Source organism: Pseudomonas fluorescens, assembly GCF_001307275.1.
Classification (GTDB): Bacteria; Pseudomonadota; Gammaproteobacteria; order Pseudomonadales; family Pseudomonadaceae; genus Aquipseudomonas; species Aquipseudomonas fluorescens_AA.
The window spans coordinates 3210997-3230003 of the sequence record NZ_CP012831.1 but is presented as its reverse complement, the minus strand read 5'-3'; the positions used below and the strand labels follow the sequence as shown (position 1 = coordinate 3230003).

Genomic DNA, 19007 nt, shown 5'->3' with positions numbered 1-19007 from the left:
GCTTTCTTCGAGAATCGCGGCGAACGAATTTGTCAGATTTAGTAACATAGGCGCCTAAGCATCTGAACATCTCCGAACGGAGGTGGACTATATGTATAGGTCTCCACCGTTCCATCGAACCAAAGTCCCCCAACCAAAGGAGTATTCCCATGTCCTGGTCCAAACCCGCATATATCGACCTGCGTATCGGTTTCGAAGTCACCATGTACTTCGCCAGCCGTTGATTGCTGCAGGCGATTAAGCACGCAGCACTACGCCTCGGCCAGCCGAGGCGTTTTTATTTCGGTTTGCAGATGGAGCAGCCATGTTCGTCCAGATTCTAGGTTCCGCCGCCGGTGGCGGTTTCCCCCAGTGGAACTGCAACTGCGCCAACTGCGCAGGTTTTCGCAACGGCAGCCTGCGGGCCCAGGCGCGTACCCAGTCGTCCATCGCCCTGTCCGATGACGGTGTGAACTGGGTGCTGTGCAACGCCTCCCCGGACATTCGTGCCCAGCTCCAGGGCTTCGCCCCGATGCAGCCTGGCCGGGCCCTGCGCGATACCGGCATTGGCGCGATCATCCTGATGGACAGCCAGATCGACCACACCACCGGCCTGCTCAGCCTGCGCGAAGGTTGCCCGCATCAAGTCTGGTGCACCGACATGGTTCATGAAGACCTGAGCACGGGCTTTCCACTGTTCAACATGCTGACCCACTGGAACGGCGGGCTGAGCTGGAATCGCATCGAGCTCGACCAGAGCTTCACCATCGCCGCCTGCCCGAACCTGCGCTTCACCCCGCTGCCCCTGCGCAGCGCCGCACCGCCCTATTCACCCCATCGCTTCGACCCGCACCCGGGCGACAACATCGGGCTGATCGTCGAAGACCTGCGCACGGGCGGCAAGCTGTTCTATGCCCCGGGCCTGGGCAAGGTCGACGAGCCATTGTTGGCGATCATGGCCGGCAGCGATTGCCTGCTGGTGGACGGCACGATGTGGGACGACGATGAAATGCAGCGCCGTGGCGTAGGCACCCGCACCGGCCGGGAAATGGGCCACCTGGCCCAGAACGGCCCCGGCGGCATGCTGGAAGTGCTGGAGCAACTGCCTGAGCAGCGCAAGGTCCTTATCCATATCAACAACACCAACCCGATCCTGGATGAAGACTCGCCCGAACGGGCCGAGCTTGTACGTCGAAAGATTGAAGTGGCCTACGACGGAATGAGTATTGAGTTGTAGGAAGGTCGGAACCAATGTGGGGTGGGCTTGCGGTGTATCCGTCGACATGGGTGCCGACTGGTAGGACGCTATCGCGAGCAAGCTCGCTCCCACAGTAGTCCTGATATCTGATTCACAGCACAACCCGTGTGGGAGCGAGCTTGCTCGCGATGGGGCCAGCCCTGACGCCACAGAACCCAACGGTTATTCCCCGGAGACCGAAATGACTGACACCCCCCTGTCCCCCGCCGAGTTCGAAGCGGCCCTGCGTGCCAAAGGCGCGTATTACCACATCCATCACCCCTATCACGTGGCGATGTATGAAGGTCGTGCCACTCGCGAGCAGATCCAGGGCTGGGTCGCGAACCGTTTCTACTATCAAGTGAATATCCCGCTCAAGGACGCCGCGATCCTGGCCAACTGCCCGGACCGGGAAATCCGTCGCGAGTGGATCCAGCGCCTGCTCGACCATGACGGCGCGCCCGGCGAAGACGGCGGCATCGAAGCCTGGCTGCGGCTGGGCCAGGCGGTGGGCCTGGACCCTGACCAACTGCGCTCTCAGGAGCTGGTGTTGCCAGGTGTGCGTTTTGCCGTGGACGCCTACGTCAACTTCGCCCGCCGGGCCAGTTGGCAAGAGGCTGCCAGCAGCTCGCTGACCGAACTGTTCGCCCCGCAGATCCACCAGTCGCGCCTGGACAGTTGGCCCCAGCATTACCCGTGGATCGACCCGGCCGGCTATGAATACTTCCGCACCCGCCTGGGCCAGGCCCGGCGCGATGTGGAGCATGGCTTGGCGATCACCTTGCAGCACTACACCACCCGCGCAGGGCAGGAACGCATGTTGGAGATTCTCCAGTTCAAGCTGGACATCCTCTGGAGCATGCTCGACGCCATGAGCATGGCCTACGAATTGAATCGCCCGCCCTATCACAGCGTGACCGACCAACGGGTTTGGCACAAAGGAATTACCTTATGAGTTTCGATCGCAGCCAAACCCCGCGCTGGCGCCCCGGCTATCGTTTCCAGTACGAACCGGCCCAGAAAGGCCACGTGCTGCTCTATCCTGAAGGCATGATCAAGTTGAACGACAGCGCTGCGCTGATCGGCGGCCTGATCGACGGCGAACGGGATGTCGCGGCCATCATCGACGAGTTGGCCAAGCAGTTTCCCGACGTGCCGGAACTTGGTGACGACATCGAGCAATTCATGGAGGTCGCCCGTGCACAGCACTGGATCGAACTTGCCTGACACCACCGCCCTGCCGCCCAGGCCGGAAGTCGGCCTGCCGCTGTGGCTGCTGGCGGAGCTGACCTATCGGTGTCCGTTGCAATGCCCGTACTGCTCCAACCCGTTGGACTTCGCCGAGCAGGGCAAGGAGCTGAGCACCGAGCAGTGGTTCAAGGTCTTTCGCGAAGCCCGGGAAATGGGCGCCGCGCAGTTGGGTTTTTCCGGTGGCGAGCCGCTGGTGCGCCAGGACCTGGCCGAACTGATCGGCGAGGCGCGCAGGCTGGGTTTCTATACCAACCTGATCACCTCCGGCATCGGCTTGACCGAACAGAAAATCAGCGACTTCAAGAAGGCCGGGCTCGACCATATCCAGATCAGTTTCCAGGCCAGCGACGAGCAGGTGAACAACCTCCTGGCCGGCTCGAAGAAAGCCTTCGCGCAAAAACTGGAAATGGCCCGGGCGGTGAAGGCCCACGGCTATCCGATGGTGCTGAACTTCGTGACCCACCGGCACAACATCGACAAGATCGACCGCATCATCGAGCTGTGCATCGCCCTGGAGGCCGACTTCGTCGAACTCGCCACCTGCCAGTTCTACGGCTGGGCGCAATTGAACCGCGTCGGCCTGCTGCCCACCCGGGAGCAACTGGTGCGCGCCGAGCGCATCACCAATGAATACCGCGCCAAGCTGGAAGCCGAAGGCAATCCGTGCAAGTTGATCTTTGTCACGCCGGACTACTATGAAGAACGCCCCAAGGGCTGCATGAACGGCTGGGGCAGCATTTTCCTCACCGTCACGCCGGACGGCACGGCATTGCCCTGTCACGGTGCCCGACAGCTGCCGGTGCAGTTTCCCAATGTGCGCGACCACAGCATGCAGCACATCTGGTACGACTCGTTCGGTTTCAACCGTTTCCGCGGTTATGACTGGATGCCCGAACCATGCCGCTCCTGCGATGAAAAAGAGAAGGACTTCGGCGGTTGCCGCTGCCAGGCGTTCATGCTCACGGGGGACGCCAGTAACGCCGACCCGGTGTGCAGCAAGTCCGAACACCACGGAGTGATTCTCCAGGCCCGTGAAGACGCCGAGCACGCCACGCAAACCATTGAACAGTTGGCCTTTCGCAATGAACGAAACTCGCGCCTCATCGCCAAAGGCTGAGCCTTTCAGCGCCGCCCAGGCCGTTGCCGCCGGCACCGACTTCGCCGAACTGCAGGTCGGGCCCTTGGGCTTGTTCTGGAATGAATACCGCCCCGCGGACGGCGCCTGCCGGATCTGGCATTGGCAAGATACCCAGGCCCGCTGTTTGACGCCGGACGGGTTCAGCGCGCGCAGCCGGGTCTATGAATACGGCGGCGGGTCGTTCTGCCTGAGCCGTGACGGCGTGCTGTTCGTCAATGAGACCGACCAGCAGCTGTATCACCAGTCGCTGAGCGACGGGCAGCCCGTGGCGCTGACCTCCGGTGAGTGTCGCTACGGGGACCTTGGCTTTGCCGGTGGCCAGGTGTTGGCGGTGGAAGAACAAGCCAACCAGCATCGCCTGGTGTCGATCGGGTTGGCGGATCATCAGCGACATCTACTGGCTGAAGGCGCCGATTTCTACGCTTCGCCGACCCTGAGCCCGGACGGCCAGCGGCTCGCCTGGGTTGAGTGGAGCCGCCCGCATCAACCCTGGACAGCCACGCGGTTGATGTTGGCCGAACGCAATGCTTCGGGTTGGGGCGAGCCACGCTGTGTGGCCGGCGAGGGTGAGCAAGAGTCCATTCAGCAACCGCGCTTCGACGCGGCCGGTCGCCTTTATTGCCTGAGTGATCGCGGTGGTTATTGGCAGCCCTGGAAGGAGTCGGCCCAAGGCCTGGAACCACTGCCCGCCGCCGAAGCCGATCACGCCCCGGCGCCATGGCAACTGGGTGGCTGTACCTGGCTGCCGCAGGATGAACACACGTACCTGGCGAGTTGGACCGAAGCGGGTTTCGGGCGCCTGGGCCTGTGTCGCGAAGACCACGCCAGCGATGACTTTACCGGCACCTATACCCGCTTTCGCAGCCTGGCGCTGGATGAGCGGTTCATCTACGCCATTGCCGCCTCGCCGACCGGCCCGTCGGCGGTCATTGCCATCGAGCGGCATAGTCATGACGTGGCGGTGCTGGCCGGCGGCGTCGCGCCATTGCCCGTCGAACAGATCAGCCGTCCTCGCACCCTGCGTTATCCATCCGGGTCAGGTGAGGCCCACGGGTTCTTTTACCCGGCCATGAATGTACAGGCGAAGCCGCCCCTGGTGGTGTTCATTCACGGCGGCCCCACCTCGGCCTGTTATCCCCTGTTCGATCCGCGTATCCAGTATTGGACCCAGCGTGGCTTTGCCGTTGCCGATCTCAATTACCGCGGCAGCAGCGGCTATGGCCGGGCCTATCGGCAGGCATTGCATTTGAACTGGGGCGTGGTGGATGTCGAGGATGCCTGCGCGGTGGTCGCCTACCTGGATGAACAAGGCCTGATCGACGGCCGTCATGCGTTCATTCGGGGTGGCAGTGCCGGCGGCTATACGTCCCTCTGCGCCTTGGCGTTCCATGAGGTCTTCCGTGCCGGCGCCAGCCTCTATGGCGTGAGCGACCCTGTCGCCCTCGGCCGGGCCACGCACAAGTTCGAAGGTGATTACCTGGACTGGCTGATCGGCGATCCGCAACAGGACGTCGAACGCTACCGCGCCCGTACGCCGCTGCTGCACGCCGGGAACATCCGTGTGCCGGTGATCTTTTTCCAGGGTGAACTGGACGCCGTGGTGGTGCCGCAGCAAACCCGCGACATGGTCAGTGCCTTACAGGCCAACGGCGTGGCCGTCGAGGCGCACTACTACCCGGATGAGCGCCACGGTTTTCGCAAAGCCGCGAACCAGGCGCATGCGCTGGAACATGAGTGGTTGTTCTATCGCAAGGTGATGGATGGCGATCTGTAGGACGCCAGACAAACTGTGGGAGCGAGCTTGCTCGCGATAGCAGTAGTCCAGTCGATATTTCCGTGGACTGACACACCGCTATCGCGAGCAAGCTCGCTCCCACAGGGGGATTTTATGACCGATGAATTCAGCGCTTGGCGATGATGTACACCGCATGCACGATGCCAGGGATGTAACCCAACAGCGTCAGCAGGATATTCAGCCAGAACGCCCCGCCGAAACCGACTTGCAGGAACACCCCCAGTGGCGGCAGCAGGATGGCGATAATAATGCGAATGAAATCCATGGATGACTCCCTGATCGACGATGGCCAAATTGCCACATAGCTCATTGACCTCAAGCCGCTCGTCAGGGTTCAGTGAAACGCAAGCAGAAGCAACCCGGAGTAGGGCGCGCTGCCAAGGAACAAAAAATCCAGGCAAAAGAAAACCCCGCCGAAGCGGGGCTTTGCAGACTGTTTCCCTGACATCCATTTCACTCCGCCGTCCTGGCAGAATCCTACGTGTCCGTGTTGTTACTTTTGCGCGTCCTGCGCGGCGTCCATGTGAAGTAGATTAGCCCTGGATCCAATCTGCCGATAGAGGGAAAACGCCAGCACATTGTGTAAGCTTTTGCTTACACAATGTCAGTTTTTAGAACTGCCCGGGCTCCAGCAGAAACAGCGACTCGCTGCCAGCTTTCACCGAAGCACTCAGGGAGTGAATGCGCGGCAGCAGGCGAGCGAAATAGAACCGCGCCGTGCCCAGTTTGCTCGCGTAGAAATCATCCTGGTTTTCTTTGCCAAAAGCCGCCTTGGCCATCAACGCCCACATGTAAGCGTAAGCGGTGTAGCCGAACGCCTGGAGGTACTCCACCGAAGCGGCGCCGATTTCGTTCGGGTTGTTCTTCGCCCGGTCCAGCAACCAATCGGTCAACTCATCCAGCGTACCGACCGCATCGTTCAGTGGCTTGGTGAACTCCGCCAGGTCGCTGCTCGCGGTGGCGGTGAAATGGCGGATTTCATCGGCGAACAACCGGTAGAACGCTCCGCCACTGCCGACGATCTTGCGCCCTACCAGGTCCAGCGCCTGGATACCGTTGGTACCTTCGTAGATCTGGGTGATGCGCACGTCACGCACCAGTTGCTCTTGGCCCCATTCACGAATGTAACCATGGCCGCCGAACACCTGCTGGCCATGAACCGTGGTTTCCAGGCCCAGGTCGGTCAGGAATGCCTTGGCCACTGGGGTCAGCAACGCCACCAGGTCTTCGGCGCGCTTGCGGGTGACCGGGTCTTCGCTGAACTTGGCGGTGTCCAGTTGCATCGCCACGTAGGTGGAAAATGCCCGGCCACCCTCGTTCGAGGCCTTCATGGTCAGCAGCATCCGACGCACGTCGGGGTGGACGATGATCGGGTCAGCGACCTTGTCCTTGTTCTGCGCCCCAGTGGGCGAACGGCTTTGCAAGCGGTCACGGGCATATTCGACGGCGTTCTGGTAGGAACGCTCGCCGGAGGCCAGGCCTTGGATGCCAACCCCCAGACGCTCGTAGTTCATCATGGTGAACATCGCCGCCAGGCCTTTGTTCGGCTCACCCACCAGGTAACCCACGGCTTCGTCGAAGTTCATCACGCAGGTGGCGGACGCCTGGATGCCCATCTTGTGTTCGATCGACCCACAGTTGGCCGCGTTGCGCGCGCCCAGGCTGCCGTCGGCATTGACCATGAACTTGGGCACCAGGAACAGCGAGATACCCTTGGGGCCCGCCGGTGCGTCTGGCAGTTTCGCCAGCACCAGGTGGATGATGTTCTCGGTGAGGTCGTGCTCGCCACCGGTGATGAAAATCTTCGTGCCACTGACCTTGTAGGAACCGTCGGCCTGAGGTTCGGCCTTGGTGCGGATGATCCCCAGGTCCGTACCCGCGTGAGGCTCGGTCAGACACATGGAACCGGCCCAGACGCCGGCGTACATGTTCGGCAGGTACGCCGCCTTCAGTTCTTCGCTGGCATGGGCATTGATCGACAGGCAGGCGCCGGCGGTCAGCATCGGATACAGGCCGAAGGACAGGCTGGCGGAGTTGACCATTTCCTCGACCTGGGCCGAAACGGCCTTGGGCATGCCCATGCCGCCGTACACCGGATCACCGCCGACACCGACCCAACCGCCTTCAGCGTAAGTCTTGTAGGCCTGTGGGAAACCTGCCGGCGTGGTGACGGCGCCGTTGGCCCAGTGGCAACCTTCTTCGTCAGCGGCGCGGCTGAGGGGGGCGATGCTTTTGCTGGTGACTTTGCCGGCTTCTTCGAGGATCGCTTCGACCGTTTCAGCGTCCACGGTGTCGGCCAGTACCGGCAATTGGGCCCAGAGCTTCGCGACCTCGAACACTTCATTGAGGACGAAGCGCATATCGCGCAGGGGCGCTTTGTAGTCAGCCATGGCAAACCTCGCAGGATCTAAACAGTTGGGTTCGTAAAAGACGGTTTCGCAATGACCCGAGTGTACCTCAACAACTTTTGCGACACACAGGGTCAACCCATGACTGTTTTGTTATTTTTAGTCACCACAGGATTTTAGAGATTAACCGTGGCGAAAGAGCTTGCTCCCGCTTGAGTGCGCAGCATCACAAAAAGAGGGCTGCTACGCAGCCCAACGGGAGCAAGCGCCCTCGCCACGGTTCAGTCAGAGGGAAAACAACGCTGCCGGCAGCTTCATCAAACACTCGCTCCCGGCCTCGACCGCAGCCCGATGGGCGGTCGTACGTGGCAGCAGGCGCTTGAAGTAGAACTCGCAGGTCGCCAGTTTGGCCTGGCAGAAATCGCCGTCACCCTTGCCGCTGTCGAGTTGCGCCTGGGCCACCAAGGCCATGCGCAACCACAGATAGGCCAGGATGATGTAGCCGCTGTACATCAGGTAGTCCACCGAGGCGGCACCCACTTCATCCGGATTCTTCATGGCGGCCATGCCAACCCGAGTGGTCAGCTCGCCCCACTGCTGGTTGAGCCCGTCGAGTTGCGCGACGTACTCCTTGAGCTGCGGATGTTGCGCGTTGGCAGCGCAGAACTTATGGACAATCTTGGTGAAGCCACGCAACAACTTGCCCTGGCTACCCAGCACCTTGCGCCCCAGCAAATCCAGGGCCTGGATGCCGTTGGTGCCCTCGTAGATCGGCGCGATGCGGCAGTCGCGCACCAACTGCTCCATGCCCCACTCGCGGATGAAGCCGTGGCCGCCAAACACTTGCATGCCGTGGTTGGTTACCTCCAGCCCGGTGTCGGTCATGAAGGCCTTGCAGATCGGGGTAAGAAACGCCAGCAGGTCCTCGGCCTCCTGGCGCGCGGTGTCGTCCGGGCTCAGGTGGGCGGTATCGAGCAGTTGCGCGGTGAAATACGTCAGCGCCCGGTTGCCTTCGTTGAAGGCCTTCATGGTCAACAACATCCTGCGCACATCGGGATGGACGATGATCGGGTCCGCGACTTTTTCCGGTGCCTTGGGGCCGGTCAGCGCGCGCATCTGCAGACGCTCGTTGGCGTATTTGATCGCGCCCTGGAAGCTCGCCTCCCCCAGGCACAGGCCCTGCATGCCGGTGCCAAGCCGGGCGTGGTTCATCATGGTGAACATGCAGTTGAGGCCCTTGTTCGGCTCGCCGATCAGGAAACCCTTGGCCCCATCGAAATTCAACACACAAGTGGCCGAGGCCTTGATGCCCATCTTGTGTTCGATCGAGCCACAGGAAACGCCATTGCGCGCCCCGGCCTCACCGGTGGCGTCGGGCAGGAACTTGGGCACGATGAACAACGAGATGCCTTTGGTCCCGGCAGGGGCGTCCGGCAGCTTGGCCAGCACCAGGTGGATGATGTTATCGCTCATGTCGTGTTCGCCGGCGGAGATGAAAATCTTGCTGCCGGAGATCGCGTAACTGCCGTCGGCCTGGGGCACGGCGCGGGTCTTGATGATGCCCAGGTCGGTGCCGCAGTGGGCTTCGGTCAGGCACATGGTGCCGGTCCACTGGCCGGCGGTGAGTTTGCTCAGGTAGGTCTGTTTCTGCTCTTCAGTGCCGTGGGCATGAATGGCCGACATGGCACCGTGAGTCAGGCCCGGGTACATGCCCCAGGACGTGTTGCTGGAACCGATCATCTCGCTGATGACCAGGCCCAGGGAGCTGGGCAAGCCTTGGCCACCATACGCCGGATCTGCCGCCAAGCCGTGCCAGCCGCCTTCCACGTACTGTGCGAAAGCCTGCTTGAAGCCTGTAGGCGTGGTGACCACGCCGTTGTCGAAATGGCAGCCCTCTTCGTCACCGGAGCGATTGAGCGGTGCCAGCACGTTTTCACAGAATCTGGCGCCTTCCTCGAGGATCGCGCTGACCATGTCCGGGCTGGCATCGCTGGCACCCAGCTCGGCATAACGGCCATGGAAATCGAAGACGTGATCGATCAGAAAGCGCATGTCGCGCAGGGGGGCTTTGTACTCGGGCATGGTGGTTTTCTCCGGTAGCAGATCGTTCCAACCTACTGCCGGCCACCCTGTCCCACAATCACAGTCCAGACGCTGAATGCGCCGTCATCACTCAACCCGCGGCGGCTTCCATGCGCACCGCGCCGCGGCGGTTCTGGCCGAAGGCAACCACACAGTTACGCCCCGCGCCCTTGGCGTTGTACAGCGCCTGGTCGGCGGACTTGAGCACTTCTTCGGGCGTGCGCTGCTCAAGGCGCTCCGCGACACCGATGCTGACCGTCACCGATACGCTGGAAGCACCCGCGCCGGAGCGACGCTGGCGGCCTTGCTGATCGTCCTGGGGACGGCTATCGGGATTGCGCAGCTGGATGGCATACGTCTCGATGGACTGGCGGATGACTTCCAGATGGGGCATGCACTCGTCGATGGTCTTGCCTGCGAACACCAGGGCAAATTCCTCACCGCCGTAGCGATACGCCCTACCGCCACCGCCGATCTTCGACAACTTGCTGGCGACCAGGCGCAGCACCTGGTCGCCCACGTCGTGGCCATGGGTGTCGTTGAATTTCTTGAAATGATCCACGTCACTCATCGCCAACACATAGTTGCGCCCCAGGCGCTGCATGCGTTCGTTCAGTGCCCGCCGGCCCGGCAGGCCGGTGAGTTCGTCACGGAAGGCCATCTGATAGGCCTCGTGGGCGACCGCCGCGGCGATCATCAACATGACCTGGCTGCACATGATGTTCAGGGTGAACGGCAGGATAAAGGTCTTGGGCAGCATCCAGAACAACCCCAGCAAACCCACCAGTTGTGCCGCGTGCAATGGCCGGGGATTGCGCCAGTATTGCCAGGCCAACAGCAGGAACGCGGCGGCGAACATCGGGTAGGACAATTGGATCAGGCTCATCCAGGCACCGTGCAACGCGGGCCAGCGGATCTCCGAGAGCCACAACAACAAGGCCTGGGGGAAACTCTGCTCCAAGGCCAGCGCCACACTGCCAAAGACCAGCAACACCGCAAACCGCGCCACCATGTCCTGGAACAGGTGGGTGCGCTCCTGCCACGCGGCGAACAGCCCGAACAACAGCGGCAACAACAGGCAGACGAGATGGAACACCACCGCCGCGTCTTCGCGCACCTTGCCGTTATCGCGATAAAAGTCGGTTTGGGTATCCAAGAGAAAGTAGGCGATATACACCGTGACCATCAGAAACAGTTCACGTTGACGTCGGTAGACCGCGCAATACGCCCCGCCTAGCAACAGCACCAGCGTCGGGAGAACGTTGAACAGCGAGGTGAAGAAAACGTTGAGATCCTTGACGTAGGCAGCCGCAAGCCCCGCCACCAACAACAGCAACGACGGTAGGAAATGGCTCAAACGTACAGCGGAAGAACGCGGCAAGGGTAAAGCTCCGACCCGGCTGATCAAAGATGGCATTGTGCCTGCAATTGGAACAGTAAGGCACGCGAGATGTGACAGATGTCACACTGCCATCGCTGTAACGGCAGGGCGGGAGGTTTTCTTAAGGCTTTGTCGGAGCAATTGTTGTTACAGAATTTTCATGCAAACAACTGCGCCTGCTCAGATGGAAAATCTGAGCTTGCGATCCACTGCAAAGTGGCCGCTACCGCGCACGGCAATATAGAGCGCAAGAAATCCCATCAATACGGGAAACTCAATGCCGCGATCGATCCACGGCCAAGTGGGGCCAAGCGCGTAGCTGATAGCCACCATTTGCACCGCCATCATGAACGCGACCGGGCGCGCCCACAGACCGACAGCCAGCATGACCGCACCGACCGTTTCAAGAAGCATGACCAGAACCGCCCATTGCGCGGCGAACGGCAGGCCCATGACGTTCTGGATCAGGTTGATGGAGCCCGCCATGGGATCCGCCATGGAACCGTGGGATATCCCCAGGGCTTTTGGAAGGCCGTGGGTGAACATGACAACGCCGAACGCAAACCGCAGCACTGCATACAAAACGGGCTCCGCACGGGTGTAAAGCCCATCCAGCGCCGGAAACAGCAGGCGCTCTTGGGAGGCGGTGGTTTCCATGGAGGTCATCGCGGATTTACGTTGTGACGTGTCCATCGCGGTAGTCCTTTTTGTGAATGAGGTTTTCAGAGCCACCCGCTAACGCGGCCGGCACTTGCTGGCGAGATGCTGGACTCCCCGCGTCAATGACCAGCGCCCTGGCGAACCCGCTTTTGCAGCGAATGCGCCAGCAGGGCCGCTGTCGCTCCCAGCGTCCCGGCCAGGGCCAGCATCCCGAAGGTTGTGAGCGACGGGGGTTGGTGCGAAGCGAAATACGCCACCAGCCCCAGGAAAAAACCGAGCAGGTTGTTGAACACCGGCGCCTTGGCCAAAGACAGCGCAATGACCGTGATGGCGAACACCACTGCACTGATGGCATAGCTGCCCAGAACAGGCGTCAGGGCAGCCATGGCCTGGGCCGCACCGATCCCCAGAATGACGCCGATCAGCACGCAGGCCAGGTTGATCGCCCCTTGCTTGAGGTTGAGCCCGCGGGTAAAGAATGAAATCCACCCGACAAACATGGCCCACACCGGAACCTCCAGCGCCATCACGCTCAGGGTGGCGGCGGATGACGCAATGACCGACTCCCCCACCACCACCTTCAGATGAGTGAAAAATGCATTATTGGCCATGACTCACCTCCCGGGTCGCAAGTACCCGCCGTGACGTCAAGGGGCCAGACAGGGCGATACGACGCAGGAAGCGATCGCCAACGGCGATCAGACGCCAGGCCGCAAGAGTGGTGTTCACGTTCATGGTCAATTCCTTTCCGGTACGTGCGATAAAGCTGGTTTCACGGGATCGGCACCGGCCGACCCACATGGGGCGAAGGTTGTCAGCCCACAACCCCATGATGTCGATTGACCGTCTGTGAATAAACGGGATGAAATTGACTTATCTATTCCAAAAACCACAACAAATGGGCCGCTATGGACCGTTTCGACGCGTTGCAGGGACAGGTGACGGAATTTGAAGCACGAGGCTGGATTTCCACAGTAAGAAATTCGGCGACTTGAAGCCTGCTGGTGCTTGAGGCGCGTGTTTGTCGGCGGCGCAAAAAAAAGCCGCTGCTCCCGAAGAAGCAGCGGCTTTTTTCAAAGAACCGCGTAAGGCTTAGTAACCCAGCGCGAAGTCTTCTTCTTTCATGTCCATCAGGTTGTTCGCGCCCGACAGCATGGTTGCCACGTGGGTACGGGTGCGCGGCAGGATGCGCTGGAAGTAGAAGCGCGCGGTCTGCAGCTTGGCGGTGTAGAAGGCTTCTTCGGTGGTGCCGGCTGCGAGTTTTTCCGCTGCCAGGCGCGCCATGTCGGCCCAGAAATAGGCCAGGCAGGCGTAACCGGAGTACATCAGGTAGTCCACCGATGCCGCGCCCACTTCTTCACGATCCTTCATGGCCGCCATGCCGACCTTCATGGTCAGCTCGCCCCATTCCTTGTTCAGCGCAGCCAGGGGCTCGACGAACTCCTTGACCGCTTCGTTGCCTTCGTTGCTCTGGCAGAACTTGTGGACGATCTTGGTGAAGCCCTTGAGTGCCTCGCCCTGGGTCATCAGCACTTTACGGCCCAGCAGGTCGAGGGCCTGGATGCCGGTGGTGCCTTCGTACAGCATCGAGATACGACTGTCGCGAACGTTCTGCTCCATGCCCCACTCGGCGATGAAGCCGTGGCCGCCGTAGATCTGCACGCCATGGTTGGCCGATTCGAAACCGACTTCGGTCATGAAGGCCTTGGCGATCGGCGTCATGAACGCCAGCAGCGCATCGGCTTTTTTCTTCTCTTCTTCGTCCACGCCGTACTTGACGATGTCGACCTGCTTGGCGGTGAAGTACACCATCGCCCGGTTACCTTCGGCGAAGGCCTTCATGGTCAGCAGCATGCGACGCACGTCAGGGTGCACGATGATCGGGTCGGCGGCCTTGTCTGGCGCTTTCGGGCCCGTCAGGGAGCGCATTTGCAGGCGATCACGGGCATATTTCAGGCCGCCCTGGAAGCCGATCTCGGCGTGGGCCAGGCCTTGCAGCGCAGTGCCCAGGCGTGCGGTGTTCATGAAGGTGAACATGCAGTTCAGGCCTTTGTTCGCCGGGCCGATCAGGTAACCGGTGGCCGCGTCGAAGTTCATCACACAAGTGGCGTTGCCGTGGATGCCCATCTTGTGTTCCAGGGAACCACAGCTCACCGCGTTGCGCTGGCCGATGGAGCCGTCGGCGTTAGGCAGGAATTTTGGAACGATGAACAGCGAAATGCCCTTGGTGCCAGCCGGTGCGTCCGGCAGGCGTGCCAGTACGATGTGGACGATGTTGTCGGCCATGTCGTGTTCACCGGCCGAAATGAAGATCTTCGTACCGGAAACCTTGTAGGAACCGTCGGCCTGAGGCTCGGCCTTGGTGCGTAGCATGCCCAGGTCGGTACCACAGTGCGGTTCGGTCAGGCACATGGTGCCGGTCCATTCACCGGAAACCAGCTTGGTCAGGTAGGCCTCTTGCTGCTCGGGCGTACCGTGCTCGGAAATCGTGTTCATCGCGCCATGGGACAGGCCCGGGTACATGCCCCACGACCAGTTGGCTTCACCGACCATCTCGCTGACCGCCAGGCCCAGGGATTCCGGCAGGCCTTGACCGCCATGCTCGACGTCGTGGGCCAGGCTCGGCCAGCCGCCTTCGACGAATTGCTTGTAGGCTTCCTTGAAACCGGCCGGGGTTTTCACGCCGGACTCGCTCCAGGTGCAACCCTCGATGTCGCCCACACGGTTCAGCGGAGCCAGCACCTGCTCACAAAACTTGGCGCCTTCTTCGAGAATGGCGTCAACCATGTCCGGAGTTGCATCCTGGCAAGCCGGAAGGCTCTGATAATGCGCTTCGTAGCCAAGCAGTTCGTCACGAACGAAGCGAATATCACGCAAGGGGGCCTTGTAGTCAGGCATAGCGATAAACCTCTGCTGATGTAACCGGGAATGAACGACCGCGTGGATTTGTTGTGGCGGTCAAACAGTTGTTTGAAACATACGTTTACGCCCAAATCTTGTCAAGCGCCGATCTTTTGCCGTTCGTCATCAGCCTGAGAAAAATGTCGGACACAGGAAACCCATCGCCCTGAAGAATCCGCGATGCGCGTAGGAAAAGATTAGTTGAGCAATAAGACGTTAGAGACAAAAACGCCGCGAATAATCGCGGCGTTTTGGCAAATCTGAAGAACAGGATCAGGCAAAGGTATCGATCAATGTCCCGAGCATTTCGTCGGATGCCTTGGCGACATTGGCACCCAGTTGCACCTGGAACTTGCCCTGGGCCATTTCGACCATGTTGGCGGCCTGGTCCGACTGCTGGCTACGATCCACCGAACGCAGGCGATCTACCTGGACTTCAGACGACTGGCTGGTGACCGAACGCTCGATCGTGTTGTTGGCGATCTGGCCGGAGGCCTGATCGACGCGGTTCTGCCCTGTCTGAATCGTGCTCAGACCGGCATAGAACGCGGTACTTCCTGAGATTTCCATGGCAGAGCTCGTCTTCTTGAAGGGTCGACAGTGGCCATTGAATCAGAAGCCCAGGGAAAAGGCCCGACAAAAACACTAATGGCACAGTGCCGTGTCATAGGCAAAACCTTGGCGGGGGCTCAGTCCAGCAGATCCAGTTGCAGGTGTCCGGCCACGGCTTCGGCCGTCACACTCTGGATCCGCGCCACCCTGCCCAGGCACGGCGCCGGAAGTCGCTCGGCCAAGGTTGCCAGGTTTTCTTCCAGGCGCGAGGTGGCCGGGTCGATGATGTTCGCGACCCAACCGGCAAGCTGCAAGCCATCACGGGCGATAGCCTCGGCGGTCAACAACGCGTGGCTGATGCAACCCAGGCGCACGCCCACCACCAGAATCACCGGCAAGCCCAGCGCGATCGCCAGATCGGAAAGATTGTCCTGGCCGGCCAGCGGTACCCGCCAACCACCTGCGCCCTCGATCAGGGTGAAATCAGCGTTCAGCGCCAGCACTTCGCGCATCGGGCCAAGTAGCGACTGCACCGTCAAGGCAACGCCCGCTTCCCGGGCGGCCAGGTGCGGCGCTATTGCCGGTTCGAACGCCACCGGATTGACCTGTGCATACGTCAACGGTATCGAGCATTCGGCCAGCAAGGCCAAGGCATCGGCGTTGCGTAGCCCCTTGGGCGTCACGTCGCAGCCAGAGGCCACGGGTTTTCCGGCAGCCGTGCTCATCCCAGCCTGTCGCGCAGCATGCAGCAGGCCCGCCGCGACGGTGGTCTTGCCTACATCGGTGTCGGTGCCGGTAATGAAATAGGCCTTGCTCATAGCGGTTTCTCCAAAACGGCGTAGACCACCTGGTAAGTTGCCGGCAGCCCCTGGGCCTGACGAAACTGCTCATAGGCCTCAACCAGCGCGAGAATCCGCGCCCTGCCCGTCAAGCCACCGGGGCGACCAGGGTTCAGATTGTGGGCACCCAAAGCTTTCAATTCATGTGTCAGGCTGCGCACATCAGGGTAATGCAGCACATGCGGACGGATTTCAAGACTGATGACATTCAGCCCGCTGGCCGCGCAAAGGTGCTGATACGTTTCGAACGCACGGAAACGGTTGACGTGCACCAAGCCATCCACCTGACGCCAGCTGTCGCGCAACTCGTACAAAGTGCCCACGCAGAGGCTGGTGAAGGCCAACACCCCACCCGGCTTCAACACCCGATGGGCCTCGCTCAGCACCGTGGCGAAATCCGCGCACCATTGCACCGCCAGGCTGGAGAACACCAGGTCGCAGCTCGCCGCCTGCAAAGGCAGCCGCTCAGCATCACCGGCGACAAAATACGCGGCGCCACCTTGAGGACGCGCATGGTTGAGCATGCCTTCGGCGATATCCAACGCCAGGCCGGTGGTCGCACCAAAACGCGCACCCAAGGCCCGAGTGAAGTAGCCGGTGCCGCAGCCCAGGTCCAGCCAACGTTGCGGCGTGAAAGAAGGCGGCAAGCGACCGAGCAATTGCTGCCCCACGTCGCGCTGCAGCTCGGCCACGCTGTCATAGCTGGTCGCTGCCCGGGAAAACGACGCCGCTACCTGGCGTTTGTCGGGCAAGGCACCGGGCAATGGAGGGAGAGACAAATCAGTCATCGCCGGACTCATGCAAAAAAACCTGGATCGCCGCCGCTATACCGTGAGGGTCTTCCAGAAGGAATCCGTGGCCGGCCTGTTCAATCAGACCGATTTCGACATCCGGCAGCAAGACCAGCAAATCACCCGCCGCTTCGGCCGGCACCAGGGCATCGAGCCCGGCAAACAGATGCAGTTGCGGGCCTCGGAAACTCTGCAACGCAGCGCGGGTGTCCAATCGCGCCAGCAGTTCGAGCCCGGCCATCAATACTTCGGGCGAAGTGTTTGGCGCCCCGGCCAACAACAACCGCGACAACCCGCGTGGATCGCCGCAGCCCTGGGCACACAGCAGGCTGAAACGCTTGAGGGTCTGGCGTGGGTCGGCCGCACAGCCGGCGAGAAAGCCATCGAACGTCTGGCCGTCCATCGCGCTCGGCCATTGCTCGTGGGCGACAAAGGACGGATTACTGGCCATGGTCAGCAGGCCACAGCAGCGCTCACCCCGGCGCGCCGCCAGCGCCGAGGCCAGCATGCCGCCCAGGGACCAACCGCCCAGCCAGGTGTCCTGAGGCACGGTGGCGTCCAATTCTTCGAGCCATTCATCGGGGTCGCTCGATAGCAATACCGGCAACGGCTCGATTTCCACCCGCAGGTGTTCGTCGAGCCCTTGCAAGGCCGCCGCCAGCGGTTCCAGCGGTGAAACACCCAAGCCCCAACCGGGCAGCAAAATCAGTCGATCACGCATGGCTTGGCTCCGGTCCCAACAGGGCAAAACACTCGGCCAGTGCATTCAACAATAGCTGCACCTGGGCCTCGCTATGGGCGGCGGTCAGGGTCACGCGCAAACGAGCGCTGCCGGCCGGCACGGTGGGTGGGCGGATCGCCGTGACCATCAGCCCGCGCTCACGCAGCATCTGCGACAAGCGCATGGCCCGCCCCGCATCGCCCACCAGGATCGGCTGGATCGGCGTGAAGCTGTCCATCAATTGCAGGCCGATCTGCTCGGCACCTTGGCGGAACTGGCGGATCAGCACCTGCAGGTGTTCACGCCGCCAATGCTCGCCGCGCAGCAGTTCCAGGCTCTTGAGCGTGGCGCAGGCCAGGGCCGGCGGTTGGCTGGTGGTGTAGATGTAGGGACGCGCGAACTGGATCAGGCTTTCGATCAGTTCCTCGCTACCGGCGACGAAGGCCCCGGCGGTGCCAAAGGCCTTGCCCAGGGTGCCGACCAGCACCGGCACATCGTCCTGGCTCAAGCCGAAATGTTCGACGATACCGCCACCATGGCCCCCCAGCGGACCAAAGCCGTGGGCATCGTCGACCATCAGCCAGGCGCCCCGGGCCTTTGCCTCACGGGCCAGGGCCGGCAGGTCGGCAATGTCGCCGTCCATGCTGAACACGCCGTCGGTGACCACCAGGGTATTGCCAGTGGCTTTCTCCAGGCGACTGGCCAGGCTCTGGGCATCGTTGTGCAGGTATCGGTTGAAACGCGCACCGGACAACAGCCCGGCGTCGAGCAGCGAAGCATGATTGAGGCGGTCTTCCAGCACCGTATCGCCCTGCCCCACCAGCGCGGTGACCGCGCCGAGGTTGGCCATGTAACCGGTGGTGAACAGCAACGCCCGCGGACGCCCCGTCAGGTCGGCCAACGCTTCTTCCAGGGCGTGATGAGGGCTGCTGTGGCCAATCACCAAATGGGAGGCGCCGCCCCCGACGCCCCAACGCGCCGCGCCGGCGCGCCAGGCCTCGATCACTTGCGGGTGATTGGCCAGGCCCAGGTAATCGTTGTTGCAGAACGCCAGCAACGGCTGGCCGTCCACTACCACTTCCGGGCCCTGGGGGCTTTCGAGCAGCGGGCGCTGGCGGTAGAGGTTGTTGGCACGACGGGCAGCCAGGCGTGCGGCGAGATCGAAGGGCATGCAGGCCTCGGGGTGAACCATTTATGGACGGAGTGAGATCCCCTGTGGGAGCGAGCTTGCTCGCGATGAGGCCATGACATTCAACATCTCTGTCGGCTGTTATACCGCCATCGCGAGCAAGCTCGCTCCCACAAGGTCTTGCATTCCAATCAGGGGATCGG

Annotated in this window: 19 protein-coding genes; 6 read left to right on the top strand and 13 right to left on the bottom strand. The window is 61.6% G+C overall.

The annotated features are described in order from the left end of the window. The first annotated feature begins 149 nt into the window (after positions 1 to 149). From pqqA to AO356_RS14215, 6 genes are all read left to right on the top strand, one after another. Positions 150 to 224, top strand: coding sequence for a pyrroloquinoline quinone precursor peptide PqqA (gene pqqA, locus AO356_RS30940; RefSeq protein ID WP_003177660.1), 75 nt, complete (start codon positions 150 to 152; stop codon positions 222 to 224). Between the two features lie 80 nt (positions 225 to 304). Beyond that, positions 305 to 1216 carry a pyrroloquinoline quinone biosynthesis protein PqqB gene (pqqB, locus tag AO356_RS14235; protein ID WP_060740341.1) on the top strand — a complete coding sequence of 304 codons (912 nt, stop codon included), beginning with the start codon at positions 305 to 307 and terminating at the stop codon, positions 1214 to 1216. A 202-nt stretch (positions 1217 to 1418) separates the two neighbouring features. Continuing rightward, positions 1419 to 2171, top strand: a complete 753-nt coding sequence (pqqC, locus tag AO356_RS14230; protein ID WP_060740340.1) for a pyrroloquinoline-quinone synthase PqqC — start codon at positions 1419 to 1421, stop codon at positions 2169 to 2171. Beyond that, the gene (gene pqqD / locus AO356_RS14225) at positions 2168 to 2443 is read left to right on the top strand and encodes a pyrroloquinoline quinone biosynthesis peptide chaperone PqqD (protein WP_060740339.1); all 276 of its coding nucleotides are present in this window, start codon (positions 2168 to 2170) and stop codon (positions 2441 to 2443) included. Before pqqC ends, pqqD begins: the two co-directional genes overlap by 4 nt. Continuing rightward, complete coding sequence (pqqE, locus tag AO356_RS14220; protein WP_060740338.1) at positions 2415 to 3584, top strand: pyrroloquinoline quinone biosynthesis protein PqqE; 1170 nt, start codon at positions 2415 to 2417, stop codon at positions 3582 to 3584. The genes pqqD and pqqE overlap by 29 nt, the downstream gene beginning before the upstream one ends. Further along, complete coding sequence (locus AO356_RS14215) at positions 3550 to 5379, top strand: alpha/beta hydrolase family protein (protein WP_060740337.1); 1830 nt, start codon at positions 3550 to 3552, stop codon at positions 5377 to 5379. The genes pqqE and AO356_RS14215 overlap by 35 nt, the downstream gene beginning before the upstream one ends. A gap of 127 nt (positions 5380 to 5506) precedes the next feature. Here AO356_RS14215 and AO356_RS30935 read toward each other — a convergent pair whose 3' ends face one another. The 13 genes from AO356_RS30935 to bioF form a co-directional block, all read right to left on the bottom strand. After that, positions 5507 to 5665, bottom strand: a complete 159-nt coding sequence (locus tag AO356_RS30935) for a YqaE/Pmp3 family membrane protein (RefSeq protein WP_003177654.1) — start codon at positions 5663 to 5665, stop codon at positions 5507 to 5509. A gap of 346 nt (positions 5666 to 6011) precedes the next feature. Beyond that, positions 6012 to 7790, bottom strand: coding sequence for an acyl-CoA dehydrogenase C-terminal domain-containing protein (locus AO356_RS14210; RefSeq protein ID WP_060740336.1), 1779 nt, complete (start codon positions 7788 to 7790; stop codon positions 6012 to 6014). Positions 7791 to 8033: 243 nt separating this feature from the next. Next, positions 8034 to 9830 carry an acyl-CoA dehydrogenase C-terminal domain-containing protein gene (locus tag AO356_RS14205; RefSeq protein ID WP_060740335.1) on the bottom strand — a complete coding sequence of 599 codons (1797 nt, stop codon included), beginning with the start codon at positions 9828 to 9830 and terminating at the stop codon, positions 8034 to 8036. Between the two features lie 91 nt (positions 9831 to 9921). Then, positions 9922 to 11211, bottom strand: coding sequence for a GGDEF domain-containing protein (locus tag AO356_RS14200; protein WP_060740334.1), 1290 nt, complete (start codon positions 11209 to 11211; stop codon positions 9922 to 9924). Between the two features lie 180 nt (positions 11212 to 11391). Then, on the bottom strand, positions 11392 to 11904 hold the full coding sequence (locus AO356_RS14195; RefSeq protein ID WP_237140814.1) for a DoxX family protein: 513 nt from the start codon (positions 11902 to 11904) through the stop codon (positions 11392 to 11394). Positions 11905 to 11990: 86 nt separating this feature from the next. Then, positions 11991 to 12482: a DUF1097 domain-containing protein gene (locus AO356_RS14190; protein WP_060740333.1), complete on the bottom strand. Its 492-nt coding sequence runs from the start codon at positions 12480 to 12482 to the stop codon at positions 11991 to 11993. Beyond that, positions 12472 to 12606 carry a hypothetical protein gene (locus AO356_RS33205; RefSeq protein WP_257720544.1) on the bottom strand — a complete coding sequence of 45 codons (135 nt, stop codon included), beginning with the start codon at positions 12604 to 12606 and terminating at the stop codon, positions 12472 to 12474. The genes AO356_RS14190 and AO356_RS33205 overlap by 11 nt, the downstream gene beginning before the upstream one ends. Before the next feature lie 357 nt (positions 12607 to 12963). After that, entirely contained in the window at positions 12964 to 14769 is a 1806-nt protein-coding gene (locus tag AO356_RS14185) for a phenylacyl-CoA dehydrogenase (RefSeq protein ID WP_060740332.1), read from the bottom strand. A 276-nt stretch (positions 14770 to 15045) separates the two neighbouring features. Continuing rightward, on the bottom strand, positions 15046 to 15342 hold the full coding sequence (locus AO356_RS14180; RefSeq protein ID WP_060740331.1) for a hypothetical protein: 297 nt from the start codon (positions 15340 to 15342) through the stop codon (positions 15046 to 15048). A gap of 119 nt (positions 15343 to 15461) precedes the next feature. Continuing rightward, on the bottom strand, positions 15462 to 16142 hold the full coding sequence (gene bioD, locus AO356_RS14175) for a dethiobiotin synthase (RefSeq protein WP_060740330.1): 681 nt from the start codon (positions 16140 to 16142) through the stop codon (positions 15462 to 15464). After that, the gene (bioC, locus tag AO356_RS14170; protein ID WP_060740329.1) at positions 16139 to 16951 is read right to left on the bottom strand and encodes a malonyl-ACP O-methyltransferase BioC; all 813 of its coding nucleotides are present in this window, start codon (positions 16949 to 16951) and stop codon (positions 16139 to 16141) included. The genes bioD and bioC overlap by 4 nt, the downstream gene beginning before the upstream one ends. After that, on the bottom strand, positions 16944 to 17675 hold the full coding sequence (locus AO356_RS14165; RefSeq protein ID WP_060740328.1) for an alpha/beta fold hydrolase: 732 nt from the start codon (positions 17673 to 17675) through the stop codon (positions 16944 to 16946). Before AO356_RS14165 ends, bioC begins: the two co-directional genes overlap by 8 nt. Next, the gene (gene bioF, locus AO356_RS14160; protein ID WP_060740327.1) at positions 17668 to 18846 is read right to left on the bottom strand and encodes an 8-amino-7-oxononanoate synthase; all 1179 of its coding nucleotides are present in this window, start codon (positions 18844 to 18846) and stop codon (positions 17668 to 17670) included. Before bioF ends, AO356_RS14165 begins: the two co-directional genes overlap by 8 nt. Positions 18847 to 19007 lie beyond the last annotated feature (161 nt).